Origin of the sequence: Micromonospora sp. BQ11 (genome assembly GCF_052068135.1) — a bacterium.
In the GTDB taxonomy this organism is placed as follows: domain Bacteria; phylum Actinomycetota; class Actinomycetes; order Mycobacteriales; family Micromonosporaceae; genus Micromonospora.
This window is the reverse complement of record NZ_JBQHDB010000007.1, coordinates 208554-226131: the sequence shown is the minus strand read 5'-3', so window position 1 is coordinate 226131 and position 17578 is coordinate 208554. Positions and strand designations below refer to the sequence as shown.

16 protein-coding genes are annotated in these 17578 nt (G+C 72.7%); 11 read left to right on the top strand and 5 right to left on the bottom strand.

The annotated features are described in order from the left end of the window. Window positions 1–7: 7 nt before the first annotated feature. The 3 genes from ACTMSW_RS17400 to ACTMSW_RS17390 all read left to right on the top strand — a co-directional run bounded on the left by ACTMSW_RS17400 (window position 8) and on the right by ACTMSW_RS17390 (window position 1052). The gene (locus tag ACTMSW_RS17400; RefSeq protein WP_208418639.1) at window positions 8–136 is read left to right on the top strand and encodes a DUF4244 domain-containing protein; all 129 of its coding nucleotides are present in this window, start codon (window positions 8–10) and stop codon (window positions 134–136) included. Next, window positions 133–492, top strand: a complete 360-nt coding sequence (locus ACTMSW_RS17395) for a TadE family type IV pilus minor pilin (protein WP_441181648.1) — start codon at window positions 133–135, stop codon at window positions 490–492. The genes ACTMSW_RS17400 and ACTMSW_RS17395 overlap by 4 nt, the downstream gene beginning before the upstream one ends. 164 nt (window positions 493–656) lie before the next feature. After that, a complete protein-coding gene (locus ACTMSW_RS17390; RefSeq protein ID WP_441181647.1) occupies window positions 657–1052 on the top strand; it encodes an Rv3654c family TadE-like protein in 396 nt (131 codons plus the stop codon). 267 nt (window positions 1053–1319) lie between these two features. On the opposite strand, the gene ACTMSW_RS17385 is transcribed toward ACTMSW_RS17390, so the two are convergent. The 3 genes from ACTMSW_RS17385 to ACTMSW_RS17375 form a co-directional block, all read right to left on the bottom strand. Then, window positions 1320–1898 (bottom strand): hypothetical protein, encoded by a 579-nt coding sequence (locus ACTMSW_RS17385; protein WP_441181646.1) that lies wholly within the window; start codon window positions 1896–1898, stop codon window positions 1320–1322. A gap of 106 nt (window positions 1899–2004) precedes the next feature. After that, the gene (locus tag ACTMSW_RS17380) at window positions 2005–2211 is read right to left on the bottom strand and encodes a hypothetical protein (protein WP_441181645.1); all 207 of its coding nucleotides are present in this window, start codon (window positions 2209–2211) and stop codon (window positions 2005–2007) included. A gap of 82 nt (window positions 2212–2293) precedes the next feature. Further along, on the bottom strand, window positions 2294–4630 hold the full coding sequence (locus ACTMSW_RS17375; protein ID WP_441181644.1) for a DEAD/DEAH box helicase: 2337 nt from the start codon (window positions 4628–4630) through the stop codon (window positions 2294–2296). 142 nt (window positions 4631–4772) lie between these two features. Between ACTMSW_RS17375 and ACTMSW_RS17370 the strand changes: the two genes are divergently transcribed. From ACTMSW_RS17370 to ACTMSW_RS17340, 7 genes are all read left to right on the top strand, one after another. Beyond that, on the top strand, window positions 4773–5129 hold the full coding sequence (locus ACTMSW_RS17370; RefSeq protein WP_441181643.1) for an STAS domain-containing protein: 357 nt from the start codon (window positions 4773–4775) through the stop codon (window positions 5127–5129). Continuing rightward, the gene (locus ACTMSW_RS17365) at window positions 5129–5563 is read left to right on the top strand and encodes an ATP-binding protein (RefSeq protein WP_441181642.1); all 435 of its coding nucleotides are present in this window, start codon (window positions 5129–5131) and stop codon (window positions 5561–5563) included. The genes ACTMSW_RS17370 and ACTMSW_RS17365 overlap by 1 nt, the downstream gene beginning before the upstream one ends. A gap of 319 nt (window positions 5564–5882) precedes the next feature. After that, window positions 5883–8237 (top strand): sodium-translocating pyrophosphatase, encoded by a 2355-nt coding sequence (locus ACTMSW_RS17360; RefSeq protein ID WP_441181641.1) that lies wholly within the window; start codon window positions 5883–5885, stop codon window positions 8235–8237. 111 nt (window positions 8238–8348) lie between these two features. After that, on the top strand, window positions 8349–8891 hold the full coding sequence (locus ACTMSW_RS17355) for a hypothetical protein (RefSeq protein WP_441181640.1): 543 nt from the start codon (window positions 8349–8351) through the stop codon (window positions 8889–8891). Then, window positions 8882–9631: a hypothetical protein gene (locus tag ACTMSW_RS17350; protein ID WP_441181639.1), complete on the top strand. Its 750-nt coding sequence runs from the start codon at window positions 8882–8884 to the stop codon at window positions 9629–9631. The genes ACTMSW_RS17355 and ACTMSW_RS17350 overlap by 10 nt, the downstream gene beginning before the upstream one ends. 367 nt (window positions 9632–9998) lie before the next feature. Beyond that, on the top strand, window positions 9999–12830 hold the full coding sequence (gene topA / locus ACTMSW_RS17345) for a type I DNA topoisomerase (protein ID WP_441181638.1): 2832 nt from the start codon (window positions 9999–10001) through the stop codon (window positions 12828–12830). A 269-nt stretch (window positions 12831–13099) separates the two neighbouring features. Then, window positions 13100–13909: an endonuclease domain-containing protein gene (locus ACTMSW_RS17340; protein WP_441181637.1), complete on the top strand. Its 810-nt coding sequence runs from the start codon at window positions 13100–13102 to the stop codon at window positions 13907–13909. An 89-nt stretch (window positions 13910–13998) separates the two neighbouring features. Here the strand turns inward: ACTMSW_RS17340 and ACTMSW_RS17335 are convergent, their stop codons facing one another. Further along, window positions 13999–15312 carry a D-arabinono-1,4-lactone oxidase gene (locus ACTMSW_RS17335; RefSeq protein WP_441181636.1) on the bottom strand — a complete coding sequence of 438 codons (1314 nt, stop codon included), beginning with the start codon at window positions 15310–15312 and terminating at the stop codon, window positions 13999–14001. 225 nt (window positions 15313–15537) lie between these two features. Here ACTMSW_RS17335 and ACTMSW_RS17330 point away from each other — a divergent pair, with 225 nt between their 5' ends. Then, window positions 15538–16140: a TetR family transcriptional regulator gene (locus tag ACTMSW_RS17330; RefSeq protein ID WP_441181776.1), complete on the top strand. Its 603-nt coding sequence runs from the start codon at window positions 15538–15540 to the stop codon at window positions 16138–16140. Window positions 16141–16237: 97 nt separating this feature from the next. Here ACTMSW_RS17330 and ACTMSW_RS17325 read toward each other — a convergent pair whose 3' ends face one another. Further along, a complete protein-coding gene (locus ACTMSW_RS17325; RefSeq protein WP_441181635.1) occupies window positions 16238–17455 on the bottom strand; it encodes an amino acid deaminase/aldolase in 1218 nt (405 codons plus the stop codon). Window positions 17456–17578 lie beyond the last annotated feature (123 nt).

Genomic DNA, 17578 nt, shown 5'->3' with positions numbered 1-17578 from the left:
CGCCGGGATGAACACGGCCGAGTACGCCGTCGGCACGCTCGCCGCCGTCGCCTTCGCCGGCATCCTGCTCAAGGTGCTGACCTCCGGCAACGTCCAGTCCGCGTTGACCGCCGTCATCGACCGGGCACTGAAGTGACCGGGCGCCGGTGGGCCGGCCGGGACCGGGGATCCTTCACCGCCGAGTTGGCGGCCGGCCTGCCGGCGCTGCTCCTGTTCCTGTTCGTCGGCCTGACCGCGGTCAACGCGGTCGGTACGAAGGGAAGCTGCCTGCACGCGGCCCGGGAGGCGGCGCTGGCCGCCGCGCGGGGCGGGGACGGCGCGACCGCCGCCGACCACTCCTTCCCGGTTGGGGCCGAGGTGTCGGTCAGCACCGACGGGGAGCGGGTCCGCGTGACAGTCCGGGCACCGGTCCGTGCGCTCGGCACCCGGCTGCCCCGGTTGATGGTCACGGCGACGGCGGTGGCCGCCCTCGAACCCTCCACGGTCCCGTGACCGCCGCCGACCCGCACCGCCCGACCCAACCGCCCGACGCTCCGACAGGCGTTGCCGCGTCCGTGATCGTCTGCGCGGTAGCGGTCCGACACGCCGACGTTTGGACCGGAGATGCGCAGACGATCACGAGCGGAGATGCGCAGACGATCACGAGGAGGGTCGGGATGCGGCCGGCCGACCGGGGTGGGGCAACGGTTCTCGTGCTCGCGCTCGGACTGGTGTTCGTCCTGTTCGGCGGGTTCGGCGCGGCCGTGGCTGCCGCCCGGCTGGCCCGACAGCAGGCGGCGGTGGCGGCCGATCTCGGGGCGTTGGCCGGTGCCGGTCGGGCGTTCGAGGGCGCGGCGGCGGCCTGCGGTACGGCGGGCGACGTGGCCTCGGCCAACGATGCCCGACTCGTCGCGTGTCGACTCCACGGCCTCGACCTGGTGGTGACCGTCGAAGTGACGGTCGCCCCGCTGCCCGGGCTGACCCGGGCAGCGGAAGCCAGCGCCCGCGCCGGCCCGGTCCGCGCCGGGCCAGCCCCCGCAGACGGCGTGCCACCTGGGCCGGCGGGTTACTGAAGCTGCCGGCGCGGCGGCGCGGCACCGCCCCAGGAGCCGCCGACACCGCCACCGTCACCGCAGCCAGCGGCGCCGACACCGCCAGCGGCGCCGCACCGGAGCCGGCCGCGCGGCGCCGCCACCAGAGCCGGCCGCGCGACACCGCTACCGGAGCATGCCGTGTGGCGCCGCCACCGGAGCCGGCCGCACGGCACCGCTACAGAAGTCGGCCGCGCGGCGCCGCCACCGGAGCATGCCGCGCGGCACCGGCGCGGTGGAGGCGGAGGCTCAGCGACCCTGGAGCGCGTCCAGGGCGACGGCCATCGCGATGACCACCCGGCGGTCGACCTGGGGGTTGTGGACCTGGACGACGTACCGGTCGCGCAGGCCCCACTGCTTGATGACGGAGAAGACGGGCTGGCCGCCGGCGGTGAAGTCGAAGTGGTACGGCAGCCAGGACAGGGAGTCCACGAACCGGCGCAGCAGCGCCACCGGCATGCTGCGCTCCTGGCCGGTGACCTGCGGCAGCCCGGCCTGCTCGACGTGCCACGTCGAGCGGAGCAGGGACTGCGCGAAGTCCTTGCGGAACTGGCCGATCGAGTTGCCGGCGTGGTCGGTGACGTCGTACGTGGCGCCGATGTCGAGACGCTGGCGCGCCTTGAAGCCGAGCAGGGGCTGCTGCTTCGACTCGTCGGTGTAGATCGTCACCTGCTCCTTGAAGGCGAGGCGCTTCTGCTGGGCGAAGGCCAGCATCTCGCCCTCGGAGCCGTCCGGTGCGACAGCGTGGACCTGGTACTGGTTGACCATCAGCCGCAGCTTCTGGCGGATGTGGAACTGCTGCTGGGCCTGCAAGTTTTCGAGCTGCATGAGGTCTCCTTCGATGTTGGGGCGGAGTGTCGCACAGCCCGCCCCACCCCGCAGACCGCCGCCCGTGCACCCGGGCGGCAGGGGCCACACGCGTCGACGGCGCCGCTCATCGGCCGCCGTCGACGGTCGCCCGCAGCGACCACGCGGTGAGCACCTGGTGGATGCTGCGGAGTCGTTCGTTGATCTGTTCCAGCCGTTCCGCCTGCGCGAGCGCCGCCAGCGCGGCGCCGAGCGCGATCTGCTGGTCGGGGGTGAGGTTGTCCTGGTCGATCGTGTAGAGCAGGTCGACGGTCTCGGCGATGGTATCGGCCACCACTCCTCCTCGGCAGGCAGAAGTCTGTCTATGGAAGCGCTCCCATAATGCCCCGGTGGAGCGAGTTCCATGCCAGGAAACTTCAGCGGGGCAGGTTCGCCAGGACCACGTCGAGGACGCGGACCGCGTCCGCCTTGGACAGCGGATTGTTCCCGTTGCCGCACTTGGGGGACTGCACGCACGACGGGCAGCCGGACTCGCACCCGCACTCGACGATCGCGTCCCGGGTGGCGCCCAGCCACGCCGCCGCCGTCCCGTACGCCCGCTCGGCGAAACCCGCACCACCCGGGTGCCCGTCGTAGACGAACACGGTCGGCGCCTCCGTGTCCGGGTGCACGGCGGTGGAGAGCCCGCCGATGTCCCACCGGTCGCAGGTGGCCATCAGCGGCAGCAGCCCGATCGCGGCGTGCTCGGCGGCGTGCAGCGCTCCCGGCACGTCCGCCGGGTCCACGCCGGCCGCCGTGAGCGACTCGGGCGACAGGGTGAACCAGACGGCCACGGTGCGCAGCTCCCGGGCGGGCAGGTCCAGCGGGCGGGTGTCGATCACCTCGCCGGAGGCGATCCGCCGCCGCTGGTACGACACCACCTGGCTGGTCACGTCGACCTCGCCGAGGAAGAGCCCGACCGGCCCCGCGTCGACGTACGAGCGCACCGACACCACCGACAGCGAGGTGACGTCCCGGGCGTGCGTGGACCAGTCCGGCTCCTCGGGATGCACCAGCGCGCACCCGTCGGTCAGGTCGAGCGAGTCGACCACGTACGACACGCCCTGGTGCAGGTAGACCGCGCCGGTGTGGAGCAGGAAGTGCGACGAGCCGCCGTCGACGGTGCCGAGCAGCCGGCCGGTGGCCGCCTCGACCACGCAGACCGGTGCGCCGTCGGAACCACGCAGGTCCACCTCGGGGCGTTCCCGGTGCCGCCAGTACCAGCCGGTCGGTCGCTGCCGTAGCGCGCCCGCCTCGACAAGCGCGTCCACCGCCTCCTTCGCGCCGTCGCCGAACAGGGTGAGGTCGGCCGGCGTGAGCGGAGCCTCGGCGGCGGCGCAGGCGAGCTGCGGCCCGAGCACGTACGGGTTGGCAGGATCGAGGACGGTCGCCTCGACCGGCCGCCCGAACACCGCCTCCGGGTGGTGCACCAGGTAGGTGTCGAGCGGGTCGTCGCGGGCCACCAGCACCGCGAGGGCCTCCTGCCCGGAGCGCCCGGCCCGACCGGCCTGCTGCCACAGCGAGGCCCGGGTGCCGGGGTATCCGCAGATCAGCACGGCGTCCAGACCGATCAGGTCGACGCCCAGCTCCAGGGCGTTGGTCGAGGCCAGGCCGAGCAGGTCCCCGTACAGCAGCGCGCGTTCCAGTTCCCGCCGCTCCTCCCGCAGGTAGCCGGCCCGGTAGGCGGCCACCCGGTCACCGAGTCCGGGCACCGCCTCGTCGAGGGCTCGCCGCGCGTTCGAGGCCACCACCTCGGCGCCGCGCCGGGAGCGGACGAAGGCGAGCGTGCGTACCCCCTCGGCGACCGTGTCGGCGAGTAGGTCGGCGGTCTCCCGCAGCGCCGACCGGCGGACCGGCGCGAGGTCCGCCGCCTCGGCGGCGGCGTCGCGGGGCAGCAGCGGAGGCTCCCACAGGGCGAAGGTCACCCCGCCGCGCGGCGAGGTGTCCTCGGTGACGGCGGCGACGGGCAGGCCGGTGAGCCGCCCGGCCGCCGCGGCCGGGTCACCCGACGTGGCCGAGGCCAGCACGAAGACCGGTGTACGCCCGAAGCGGGCGCACTGTCGACGCAGGCGGCGCAGGACGTGCGCGACGTGTGAGCCGAACACGCCCCGGTAGGTGTGGCACTCGTCGATCACCACGTACGTGAGGCGCCGCAGGAACCCGGACCACTGGGCGTGCCCGGGCAGGATGCCGTGGTGCAGCATGTCGGGATTCGTCAGCACGAAGCGCGAGTGCCGGCGGATCCACTCCCGCTCGGCGCGCGGCGTGTCCCCGTCGTAGCAGGCCGGGCGTACGCCCTCCAGCTCCAGCGCGGCGACGGCGCGTAACTGGTCGGCGGCGAGTGCCTTGGTCGGTGCCAGGTACAGCACGGTGGCACGGGGGTCGGCGAGCAGGGTGGCCAGGGCGGGCAGCTGGTAGGCCAGGGACTTGCCGGACGCGGTGCCGGTGGCCACCACGACGTGCTGGCCGTCGTACGCCAGGCTCGCCGCCTCGGCCTGGTGCCGCCACGGCGCGACCACACCGCGGCGGGCGAAGGCCGCGCGCAGCTCCTCGGGGGCCCACTCCGGCCAGGGGGCGGGCGTGCCCGCGCGGGCCGGCACCCGCTCGACGTGGGTGACCGGGTCGGCCTCGCCGCGGGCGCGCAGCCGTCCCAGCAGGTCGGCCGGGGTGCGCCCGGAGCCAGGACCTGCGGATACGGCGGCGGTAGAGGTCACGTCCTGCACCCTCGCACTGGTGTTCGGAAATGAAAAGCCGGGGGCCTGGGTAAGGGGAAGCCTCGCCCGGTGACCCGACAGGTCGTTCAGGCGTAGTGGTTAGATGCCCAGGAGAGTTTACGGCTCTTGCGAAGGAGGACCGATGGAGCTGTCGCTGGCGACCCGCACCGTGGGCGAGCACACGGTGCTCGAGGTCGGCGGTGAGGTGGACGTGTACACCGCCCCCCGCCTGCGGGAACGGCTCCTCGAACTGATCGACGGTGGTGCCCGTCACATCGTCGTGGACCTGGGCCGGGTGGACTTTCTCGACTCCACCGGTCTCGGCGTGCTGGTCGGCGCGCTCAAGCGGCTGCGTACCGCCGGTGGGTCCTTCGCACTGGTCTGCGACAAGGAGCCGCTGCTCAAGATCTTCCGGATCACCGCGCTGGACCAGGTCTTCCCGCTGCACCCGACCGTCGAAGCGGCGGTCGGCGCCGGCCCGGCCGGCGACGGCGCGTGATGGCCACGGTCCGCCTGTCCTTCTCGCCGGCTCCGGTGCACGTCCGCACCGCCCGGCTGGTCGGTGTGGCGGTCGCCCGGCGGGCCGGGGTTCGGGAGGACCTGCTCGACGAGGTGCGACTGGCGATCGGTGAGGCGTGCACGCGCGCGGTCGCGCTGCACCGGCAGTACGGCGTGCCCGACCCGGTGCTGGTGGAGATGTCCGACTCGGGGGCGTACGCGGTGCGGGTCGTCGACCGGGCGCCGATCGAGGCGGGTATCGGTCTGGCCGCGCTCGGGCCGGACGACTTGGCCAAGGAGTCGCTCAGCGAGGACGCGCTGACCACCGGCGTGGGCTTCGCGCTGCTCGCCGGTTTCGTGGAGGACCTTCAGGTGCGCCCGGTGGACGAGGGCGTCGGCACCGAGGTCCGCATGGTGTGGCCGGTCGGCCGCTGATCTGATCTGCACCACCGCAGGCCGTGCCCCCGGACGGGGGTGCGGCCTCGTTGTCATGGACGCACTCCTATATCAGATTTTTCCTCATAACACAGCGACAGAGATCATCCGGACACGGTGCCCCCTCGATGTGACCTCCAACACTGCGGAGGGCTACAGTACCCGGGTTGTCAGCAAGTGATCCGCCCTGCGGCCAGCGGGAATGGGTGTTCGTCGCTGGATCGCCGGGCCGGGTCGGTGCGTACTTGCGACTCCGCATCCAGGCGCCGGCCGGTGCGTCTCCACCGGCCCGCGCGAGGTTCGGTACAGGAGGACACAGATGTCCGGCACCTTGGCCGCCGAGAGCGGCGGGATCTCCCTCACCGGGAACAATGTCACGTACGTCGTCATCGCCGCGGTGATCGCGTTGGTGGCGCTCGCCTTCGCCGCCGCACTGACGAGAACGGTACTGGCGGCCGACAAGGGCACCGCCAGAATGCAGGAGATCTCCGGGGCGGTGCAGGAGGGCGCCTCGGCCTATCTGCTCCGGCAGTTCCGGACCCTGGCGATCTTCGTGGTCGTCGCCGTGGTCCTGCTCTTCCTGCTGCCGGTGCACGACACCGACGGCAGCGAGACCGCCGTGAAGATCGGCCGCTCCGCCTTCTTCGTGGTCGGCGCGCTGTTCAGCGCGTTCATCGGCGGCGCCGGAATGTGGCTCGCCACCCGCGCCAACCTGCGGGTCGCCGCCGCCGCCCGGGAGCGCCAGGGCGGCCGGGAAGCGGCCATGAAGATCGCCTTCCGGACCGGTGGCGTGGTCGGCTTCCTCACCGTCGGCCTCGGCCTGTTCGGCGCCGCGCTGGTCGTCATCATCTTCAAGGGCGACGCCCCGACCGTGCTGGAGGGCTTCGGCTTCGGTGCCGCGCTGCTCGCCATGTTCATGCGGGTGGGCGGCGGCATCTTCACCAAGGCCGCCGACGTCGGCGCCGACCTGGTCGGCAAGGTCGAGCAGGGCATCCCCGAGGACGACCCGCGCAACGCCGCCACCATCGCCGACAACGTCGGCGACAACGTCGGCGACTGCGCCGGCATGGCCGCCGACCTCTTCGAGTCGTACGCGGTCACCCTGGTCGCCGCCCTGATCCTGGGCCGCGCCGCGTTCGGCGAGGCCGGCCTGGTCTTCCCGCTGATCGTCTCCACCATCGGCGTGCTCATCGCGATCGTCGGCGTCTTCATCACCCGGCTGCGCACCTCCGACCGCAACGCCCTGACCGCGATCAACCGGGCCTTCTACCTCTCCGCAGTGCTGTCCGCGGTGCTGGTGGCCATCGCCGCCTACGCCTACCTGCCGGCCACCTTCGCCGAGCTGGAGGGCGGCCTCACCGACGTCGGCGAGAACCCGCGGGTGGTCGCCATCGGCGCGGTCGTCATCGGCATCGTGCTGGCCGCCGCGATCATGGCGCTGACCGGCTACTTCACCGAGACCAACCGGCGCCCGGTGCAGGACATCGGCAAGAGCTCGCAGACCGGCGCGGCCACCGTCATCCTCGCCGGCATCAGCGTCGGCCTGGAGTCGGCGGTCTACTCGGCGCTGCTCATCGGCGCCGGCGTGTTCGGCGCGTTCCTGCTCGGCGGCAGCTCCATCACGCTGTCCCTGTTCGCGGTGGCGTTGGCCGGCATCGGCCTGCTCACCACCGTCGGCGTGATCGTCGCCATGGACACCTTCGGCCCGATCTCCGACAACGCCCAGGGCATCGCCGAGATGTCCGGCGACATCGACGAGCACGGCGCCCGGACGCTCACCGAGCTGGACGCGGTCGGTAACACCACCAAGGCGATCACCAAGGGCATCGCGATCGCCACCGCCGTGCTCGCCGCGACCGCGCTGTTCGGCTCGTACACCGACACGCTGCGCACCGCGTACGCCGACGCCGGGGTGGCCGACGTGGGCGGGGAGATCCTCAACTCGCTGAACGTGGCCAACCCGCGCAACCTGGTCGGCCTCATCATCGGCGCGGCGGTGGTCTTCCTCTTCTCCGGGCTGGCCATCAACGCGGTGTCCCGCTCGGCCGGCGCGGTCGTCATGGAGGTACGCCGGCAGTTCCGCGAGCTGCCCGGCATCATGGACGGCACGCAGCGCCCCGAGTACGGCAAGGTCGTCGACATCTGCACCCGGGACGCGCAGCGCGAGCTGGTGACCCCCGGCCTGCTGGCCATCCTCGCGCCGATCGCGGTCGGCTTCGGCCTCGGGCCCGGCGCGCTGGCGTCGTACCTGGCCGGCGCGATCGGGGCCGGCACCCTGATGGCGGTCTTCCTGGCCAACTCCGGTGGCGCCTGGGACAACGCCAAGAAGCTCGTCGAGGACGGCGCGTACGGCGGCAAGGGCTCCGAGTCGCACGCCGCGACCGTCATCGGCGACACCGTCGGCGACCCGTTCAAGGACACCGCCGGCCCGGCGATCAACCCGCTGCTCAAGGTGATGAACCTGGTCTCGCTGCTGATCGCGCCGGCCGTGGTGGCCTGGAGCGTGGGCGACGACCGGAACACCGGCCTGCGGATCACGATCGCCCTGGTGGCGACGTTGATCGTCGTCGCGGCCGTGGTGTTCAGCAAGCGCAAGGGCGTGGCGATGGACGACTCCGGCGCCGGCACCGGGGCGGGCAGCCCGGACCAGCGGCCGGAGGCGGTCAACGTCTGACCCGTCCGTGCACCGGTCCCCGGTCGGCCCTCCGCCGGCCGGGGACCGGTGCGTACAACGGGGCAAACCTGAGCGGTGCCGCCGTCGTCCGCACGCCGTACGCTGCAACGCATGCGTACGTGCCGGGCGTCAGCCGCCGGAAGGCTCACGGTGGTCCTCGCCACGGTCGTCGTGGTCGCCGCCGGCTGCGGTGGGGGCCCGAGCCCCCGGGCGTGGGCGGCGTCGGTCTGCTCGGCGCTCACCCCCTGGCGCGCCGAGATCAGCCGGCTGACCAGCAGCACCGACCAGCAGATGACGGCGCAGACCACCCCCGCGCAGGCGAAGGAGAACCTGGTGCGGCTCTTCGACGGCGCGGAGCGGGCCAGCGAGACCGCCCGGCGCAAGGTCGAGCAGGCCGGCGTTCCCGAGGCCGAGCACGGTGCGGAGGTGTCCGAGGGGTTCCGCACGTCGCTGGCGAAGATGCGCGATGCGTACGGCCAGGCCCGGGACACCATCGACGACCTCGGCACCGGCCAGCCCACCGCCTTCTACGACGGCGTGCGGGCCGCGGTGGAGACCCTCAACAAGGAGTACGACGCCAGCGCGCTGGACACCACCCGGCTCAGCTCCGAGGAGCTGAAGCGGGCCTTCGCCGAGGTGCCCGAGTGTCGCTGAGCGGTCCGGGTGGGCAGCGGGACGCCGACGCGCTCCCGGCGCTGTTCCCCGCGCCCGCCCCGGAAGCGGCGGAGTCGCGCCCGCCGTCGCCCCGTGCCGCCGGGGTCCGTCCCGTCGGTGGGCACCGGGACGGGACGGGCGGCCCGGGGGACGAGGACGCCGCCCGGCAGCTCGCCTTCTTCGGCGCGGAAGCCGCGGACCCCTCCCTCGCCGACCTCGCCGGTCTGCTCGCCGGGCCCGCCGAGGTGACCGTCATGGGTGGTACGGCCCGGCTGTCGGTCCTGCTGGACGCCGCGTGGCGGGTGCACGTGATCGTCGCCGAGCTGGCGCAACGCGGGCTTCCGGCGAGCTGGGAGGCGACCGACGACGCGCGGCACACGGTGCGCACCTCGTACACCCGGCTGTTGAAACCGCTCGCGGCGGCGTGGCTGCACGGCCCGGTGAAGCGGCCCCCCGCCGGGTTCCACCTCAACGGCCGGCGACTGCGCCTCTGGCTGGCGGCGGCCGGCACGCCCGAGCCGCCGGACGTCGTGCTCCGCCTCGGCCCCGGCGACGAGCAGGGCCGGGACCGGGTCGGCGCGGCGCTCGCCGCCGTCGGCCTGCCCGGCGCCACCGTCTCCGACGGCCCGGGTGGCCCGGCCTACCGGGTCACCGGGCGCCGCCAGCTCGCCCGACTCGCCGAACTCGTGGGCGACCGCCCGAAGGCCGCCCCCGTCTCCGCCTGGCCCACCCGATCCTGATCCTTCCTCCACCGCGACGCCGACGATGCCATGATCGATGGGTGGAGCGGGCTGTCCGGTAGAGGACAGTGCGGGTGGCGAACGGGTGGATGCGCCTCGGCCGAGGGGTCCGCCATCGTCACAGTGTTCCGCCTCCGGCCACGGACGCGGTGTACGGTGGCGCCGTCCGGCCGGTCCGGTCCGCCGCGCGGCCGGAGGGGACGGACAATCGTCCCACCGGGGCGGTTTGTCGCCCGCGAAACCGGAAACGTGGACGGCGCGTTACGTTGGACGTCCGGACCGCCGGTGCGCAATCGGGCCACCGCGCGAAAGTGGCCGCCAGCCGGAGCCTGGAAGGCCACGAGCAGGAGTGAGGTCGGGGAGAGACGTGCCGAGTAACGCTGGAACCACCCGTCTGGTCATCGTCGAGTCACCGGCGAAGGCCAAGACGATCTCGGGCTACCTTGGCCCGGGGTACGTCGTGGAGGCCAGCTTCGGCCACGTCCGGGACCTCCCGCGCAACGCCGCCGACGTACCGGCGAAGTACAAGGGTGAGCCGTGGGCCCGCCTCGGGGTGGACGTCGACAACGGCTTCCACGCCCTCTACGTGGTCTCCGCCGACCGCAAGCAGCAGATCAGCAAGTTGGTGAAGCTCGCCAAGGAGGTCGACGAGATCTTCCTGGCGACGGACGAGGACCGCGAGGGCGAGGCCATCGCCTGGCACCTGGTGGAGACCCTCAAGCCCAAGGTGCCGGTCAAGCGGATGGTCTTCCACGAGATCACCAAGCCGGCGATCCAGGCGGCGGTGGCCAACCCGCGCGAGATCGACCGCGACCTGGTCGACGCCCAGGAGGCCCGCCGTATCCTCGACCGCCTCTACGGCTACGAGGTCTCCCCCGTGCTGTGGAAGAAGGTCATGCCGAAGCTGTCGGCGGGCCGCGTGCAGTCCGTGGCGACCCGGATCGTGGTCGAGCGGGAGCGGCAGCGGATGGCCTTCCGCACCGCCGAGTACTGGGACATCCTCGCCACCCTCGCGGTGGCGAACGCCGGCGAGGGCCCGCGCACCTTCAACGCCACGCTGGTCGCGCTGAACGGCGACCGGATCGCCACCGGCAAGGACTTCGAGCCCACCACGGGTCGCGTGAAGCCTGGCGCCGGGGTCGTCCACCTCGACTCCAGTGGTGCCCGGGGGCTCGCCGCACGCCTGGAGGGGCGGCCGTTCACCGTCACCCGGGTCGAGGAGAAGCCCTACCGCCGCCGCCCGTACGCGCCGTTCATCACCTCCACCCTCCAGCAGGAGGCGGCCCGCAAGCTGCGCCTGTCGTCGCAGCAGACGATGCGCACCGCGCAGCGCCTCTACGAGAACGGCTACATCACCTACATGCGTACCGACTCGGTGAACCTGTCGGAGACCGCCATCGCGGCGGCCCGCCGACAGATCGTCGAGCTGTACGGCGAGCGCAGCGTGCCGCCGGAGCCGCGCCGCTACACCGGCAAGGTGAAGAACGCCCAGGAGGCGCACGAGGCGATCCGTCCCGCCGGGGACAACTTCCGGACCCCGGGCGAGGTGGCCAAGGAACTGTCCGCCGACGAGTTCAAGCTCTACGAGCTGATCTGGCGGCGCACCATCGCCTCGCAGATGACCGACGCCGTCGGTTCCAGTGTGTCGGTGCGCATCCGCGCGGTCACCGCCGCGCAGGAGGAGGCCGACTTCGGCGCGACCGGCAAGACGATCACCGACCCGGGCTTCCTCCGGGCGTACGTCGAGTCCAGCGACGACGAGAACGCCGAGGCCGAGGACGCCGAGCGCCGGCTGCCGAACCTGGTGAAGGACCAGCCGCTCACCGCCGACGAGCTCGCGGCCCAGGGCCACCACACCCAGCCGCCGTCGCGCTACACCGAGGCGTCGCTGGTCAAGGCCCTGGAGGAGCTGGGCATCGGCCGGCCCTCCACGTACGCGTCGATCATGCAGACGATCCAGGACCGCGGGTACGTCACCAAGCGCGGCCAGGCGATGATCCCCACGTTCCTGGCGTTCGCGGTCATCGGGCTGATGGAGCGGCACTACCCGCGCCTCATCGACTACGACTTCACCGCCAGCATGGAGAACGAGCTGGACGAGATCGCCGGCGGTGACCACGCCGCGGTCGACTTCCTCACCGCCTTCTACTTCGGCAGCACCAACGGCACCGGCGACCAGGCGATCGCCCACGCGGGCGGGCTCAAGAAGCTGGTGACGGAGAACCTCAGCGAGATCGACGCGCGGAGCGTGAACTCGATCCCGCTCTTCACCGACGACGAGGGCCGCGAGGTCGTCGTCCGGGTCGGCCGCTACGGACCGTACCTCCAGCGTGAGCTGCCCGGTGGCGCGCCGGCCGCGCCTCCGGCCGAGGGTGAGGAGGGCGGCGGTCAGGGCGACCGGGCACCCATCCCCGAGGGGATCGCGCCCGACGAGCTGACGCCGGAGAAGGTGCAGGAGCTGTTCCTCGGCGGCGGCGGCGAGCGCAAGCTCGGCGACGACCCGGCGACCGGCGAGCCGATCGTGCTCAAGTCCGGCCGGTTCGGCCCGTACGTGTCCAGCGGCGAGCGCAAGTCGTCGCTGCTGCGCTCGCAGTCGCCGGACTCGCTCACCTTCGACGAGGCGCTGAAGCTGCTCAGCCTGCCCCGGCTGATCGGTGTCGCCCCCGACGGTGTCGAGGTGTTCGCCAACAACGGTCGCTACGGCCCGTACGTGAAGCGGGGCGAGGAGTTCCGGTCGCTGGACTCCGAGGACAAGATGTTCACCGTCACCCTCGACGAGGCGCTGGCCCTGCTCGCCGCCCCGAAGACCCGCCAGCGTCGCGCCGCCGCGCCGCCGCTGCGGGAGATGGGGGCCGACCCGCTCACCGAGAAGCCGCTGGTGATCAAGGACGGCCGGTTCGGCCCGTACGTCACCGACGGCGAGTTCAACGCCTCGCTGCGGCGCGGCCAGACGCCGGAGGCCCTGACCCTGGAGGAGGCCTCGGAGATGCTGGCCGAGAAGCGGGCCAAGGGACCGGCCCCGAAGAAGAAGGCGGCGGCGAAGAAGGCCGCCCCGGCCAAGAAGGCCACGGCCACCAAGAAGACGGCGGCGGCGAAGTCCACGGCCGCCAAGAAGACCACGACGGCCAAGACCACGGCCGCGAAGAAGGCCCCCGCGAAGAAGGCCGCCCCGCGCAAGGCGACCACGTCACCCGAGTGACCCACGTCTGAGATCTTGGAAGGCTTCGGCCCCTCCGAGGGCCGTTTCCTTCCAAGATCTCGACGTTGTCCACAGGGACTGCGGCGGAGGGCCGGAGTTGGGCAGCCTTGGTTCGTGGGGATGCACAGCTATGGATCGATGGCGGCGCTACGGCGCCCCCTGCCGACCGACGACGCCGACGAGTTGACCTGGCTGCTCTTCCGTCAGGAGGACGTCATCGGTCTCGGGCAGGCACTACGGCACCTGTCCCGCAAGGCGATCCGGCACGCGTGTCCACCGGGCGCTGGCGACAGCTGCACCGCGCGGTGTTCGTCGCGCACCACGGTCCGGTCGGTCCGACCCAGCTCGCGTGGGCCGCGGTGCTCGCGGCCGGGCCGGATGCGCTGCTCGGCGGGTTGACGGCCGCGCAGGCGGGGGGTCTGCGTGGCTTCTCGAGTCGGGTCGTCCATCTGCTGCTGCCGGCGGCCACCCGACGGGGGTCGCTACCGCAGGGCGTGGTGGCGCATCGGAGCACCCGACTGCCGGTGGAGGACGTGCTCGCCGTCGGCCAGCCGCGCCGGACCATGCCGGGCCGGTCGATCGTGGACGCGGCGCAGTGGGCGGGGACCGACGAGGAGGCCCGCGCCATCGTCGCCGCCGCTTTCCAGCAGCGCCTGGTCGGTGGGGCCGACCTGCACCGGGTCATCGCGCGGGCACCCCGCATCCGACGTCGGCGGCTGATCCTGGAGACCGTCGCCGACGCCGTGGGCGGTGCCCACTCACTCGCCGAACTCGATTTTCTACGCCTGGTCCGCCGCGCCGGGTTGCCGGAGCCGAGCCGGCAGAGCGTCCGCCCGGACGCCACCGGCCGCCGCCGCTACCCGGACGTCTACTTCGAGCAGTGGAGAGTGCACGTGGAGGTCGACGGCGCCCACCACCTCGACCCGGCCCAAGCATGGGCGGACATGCGACGTCAGAACGCCTTCTGGGTCGAGGGCGACCGTGTGCTCCGCTTTCCCGCGTGGGCTCTGCGGCACCAGCCGGACGAGGTGGTCACACAGGTCCGCGCCGCTCTCCGCGCCGCCGGCTGGCCCGGCTGATCCATACCCGCCGCGGCTGGCCGGACAGCCAAGAGATCTTGGTACGGAAAGGCCCCTGGAGGGGCTGTTTCGTACCAAGATCGCGGTGGTCAGCCGAGGATCCGGGTCAGGTGAGGTGTCTGGAACACGCGGTGGGGGTCCAGGTGGTTGCGTACGCGCTGGAAGTCCCGCCAGTGGGGGTACGCGGGAGCCAGCGACTCCGCGTCGCGCCAGTGCAGCTTGCCCCAGTGCGGGCGGCCGCCCAGCTCCGCGGCCACCTTCTCGAAGGCCCGGAAGTACGGCTCGTACGGCGTGCCGACGTACTGGTGGACGGCGATGTACGCGGACTCCCGCCCGTGGCCGTGGGAGAGCCAGACGTCGTCGGCGGCGGTGAAGCGGACCTCGACCGGGAAGAGGACCTTGAACGGCAGCCGGTCGACGATCCGCCGGAGCGCCTCCAGCGCCTCGGGCAGGGTGTCGCGCGGCAGCCCGTACTCCATCTCCACGAAGCGGACCCGGCGCGGAGTGCAGAAGACCGCGTCGGACCGGCCTGTGTAGACGCGTTCGGTGAGGGCCCGCGCGGAGACGGCGCTGATGGCGGGTACGAGCGCCGGCACGGCGCGGCCGAGCCGGCAGGCGCCGGCGAAGACGGTGTTGGCCAGCAGCTCGTCGTCGAGCCAGCCGCGCCAGCGAGGCAGCGGCCGGTCGTCGGAGGGCACCCGGTCGTTGGTCTTGACCTGGACGCGGTCGGTGTACGGGAACCAGTAGAACTCGACGTGGTCGTGGCCGGGGATCAGGTCGGGCAGTTCGGCGAGGACGTCGGTCAGCGGGGCCGGCCGCTCGTGGGCGCGGAGCACGAAGGCGTCGACGCAGCGCAGCGTCACCTCGGTGAGCACGCCGAGGGCGCCGAGGGAGACGCGGGCGGCGGCGAGGACGTCGGGGTTCTCGTCGGCGGAGCAGCGCAGCACCTCGCCGGTGCCGGTGACCAGCGTGAGCGCCTCGACGAACGTGGACAGGCAGCCGTAGGCGGCCCCGGTGCCGTGGGTGCCGGTGGAGATCGCGCCGGCGACGGTCTGCGCGTCGATGTCGCCGAGGTTGGGCAGGGCGAGACCGTGGGCGGCGAGCAGGTCGTTGAGCGTGTGCAGGGTCGTCCCGGCCGGTACGGTGACGAGTCGGCGAACGGTGTCGACGTGCACGCCGGTGTCCAGTCTGGTCAGTTCCATCCGTCGGTCGTCGGTGACCGCCACCGCCGTGAAGGAGTGGCCGCTGCCGACCGGCCGGAGGGTCCCGCCGGCGGCGGCGGTGGCCCGGACGGCCTCGACGACATCGTCGAGAGTGGCGGGGTGGAGGACGGCGCTGGCGGTGGCACGCTGGTTGCCGGCCCAGTTGGACCAGCCGGCGGTGGAAGAAGCGGTACCGGCCATGGAAACTCCTCGACATGAATATGAACTGTCTTCATATCAGGAACGTTGTACCTGGTAAATACCGCAATCGAACCCCGCTCGTTATACCGGTAGTCACGAACTCGTGACGTGCAGATATGTTCATCCGTCGAAGGGGGGTGGCGCCGAGTGTCCACACCAGCCGCCACGACCGGGCCGCTGCGCCGCGTTCCGGTGCAGGGTCGAAGTGTCGCGCGCGTCCAGCGGATGCTGGACGCGTGCGCCGAGCTCGTCGACGAGGTGGGGTACGAGGGGCTGACCACGACTCTGCTCGCCGAGCGCGCCGAGGTGGCGATCGGGTCGGTCTACCAGTTCTTTCCGGACAAGCGGGCGATCGTGCAGGCGCTGACCCTGCGCACCATGGAGTCCTACCTCCAGCGCCTCGACGAGCGGTTCGCCTCCGACGACCTGACCCACTGGTGGGACGGGGTCGACGCGGGGATCGACGAGTACATCACGATGCACCGCACCGTCCCCGGTTTTCGTACCCTGCACTTCGGCGACGTGGTCGACCTGCACCTGCTCGATGAGCAGCGGGACAACAACGGGGTGATCGCGGACCAGCTGGCCCGCGTCCTCACCGAGCGCTTCGGGCTGACCGACGTCCCCGAGCTGCGCTTCTATCTGGAGATCGCCGTCGAGGCGGCCGACGCGCTGATCAAGCTGGCGTTCCGCCGCCAGCAGGACGGCGACGACCGGGTGCTGACCGAGGCGAAGGCGCTGATCCGTGAGTACCTGCACCGACAGGTCAATGCGCGGCACATCGTCGACCGGCCGGCCGAGCGGGCCGACGTGGTGCAGCCCGCCTGACGAGGGGACCCGCCGGCGCCGGACCGCCCGCAATCGGCCCGGACCCGGCGGGCTTCCGCACCCGGAACACCGCGGGAGCGGGAAGCCCGCCCGCAGGTCAGAGGAACGCCTTACCCTCGCCGCGGTAGGTCGGCACGGTGGCCGCCACGGCGTCGGCGCCCACCAGGTGCAGCTCGTTGACATGCTCGGCGAGCTCACCCGCCTTGGCGTGCCGGAACCACACCCGGTCACCGACCCGCAGTGTCCCGGCGGCCACACCGGTCAGCGGTGTCTGCACCTCGCCGGCTCCCTCGGTGCCGATCAACTTCAGCCCGGCCGGGAACCACGGTCGGGGGAGCCGGCTGGCCTCGGCCGGGCCGGAGGCGATCCAGCCGCCACCGAGCACGGTCGCCAGGCCGGGCGCGGGACGGCGGACCACCGCGCAGGCGAAGAACGCCGCCGGGGTCGGGCGCCAGGCGCGGTACGCGTCGAACAGCGTCGGCCCGTACAGGCCCGATCCGGCGGTGACCTCGGTGACCGCGGGATCGGCGCTGGTCGCGGCCACGCTGCCGGTGCCGCCGCCGTTGACGAACTCCAGCTCGGCGTGCTCGCGGACGGCGGCCACCGCCGCGCCCCGCCGGGCCAGCAGCTCGCGGTACGACCCGCGCTGGGCCAGCCGGATCGCGGAGCCGAGCACCGCCCGCCCCGGCGGCGCGTCGCCCAGGCCGGCGATCTGCGCCTCGTACGACATGAGGCCGACCAGCCGGAAGCCGGGGCGGCCGGTGACGGCGGCGGCGAGCGCCCCGGCGGCCCGGGCGCTGTGCACGGGTGAGCGGCGGACCCCGACGTGCACCCGCCCGCGCAGGGGGCGCCACGAGGCGTCCAGGTCGAGGCAGATCCGCAGCGCCGGCCGACGCCCCGGTGGCACCACGGCGTCGACCAGGTCGAGCTGGTCGCTGCCGTCCACCATCAGGGTCACGGCCGCGGCGAGGGTCGGGTCGGCGGCCAGTTCGGCGATGGCCGTCCGGTCGGCCGTGGGGTACGCCACCAGTGCGTCGTCGGTCACGCCGCACCGGACCAGCCAGATCGCCTCGGGAAGGGTGAACGCCATCACGCCGTGCCAGCCGGGCCGGCCCAACGCACGGCGGATCAGGTCCCGGCTGCGGACCGACTTGCTCGCGACCCGCAGCGGCTTGCCGGCGGCGCGGTCGACCAGCGCCGTCGCGTTGGCGTCGAACGCCTCGAGGTCGACCACCGCGTACGGCGGGTCGAGGTGCGCGGTCGCCCGGTCGAGTCGATCGCGCGCTATGTCACTTTCGGTGGCCACGGTCTGCACGCTAACTGTCCGGCGGTCAATGCGAAATACCCTCGCTTCTGTCTGGGCTGCGGGCGGTGGTCGCGGCGGCCTAGGCTCGGCGAGCAGGAGAATGTCGCGGCGGGGAAGCCTCCCGCCGGGTCT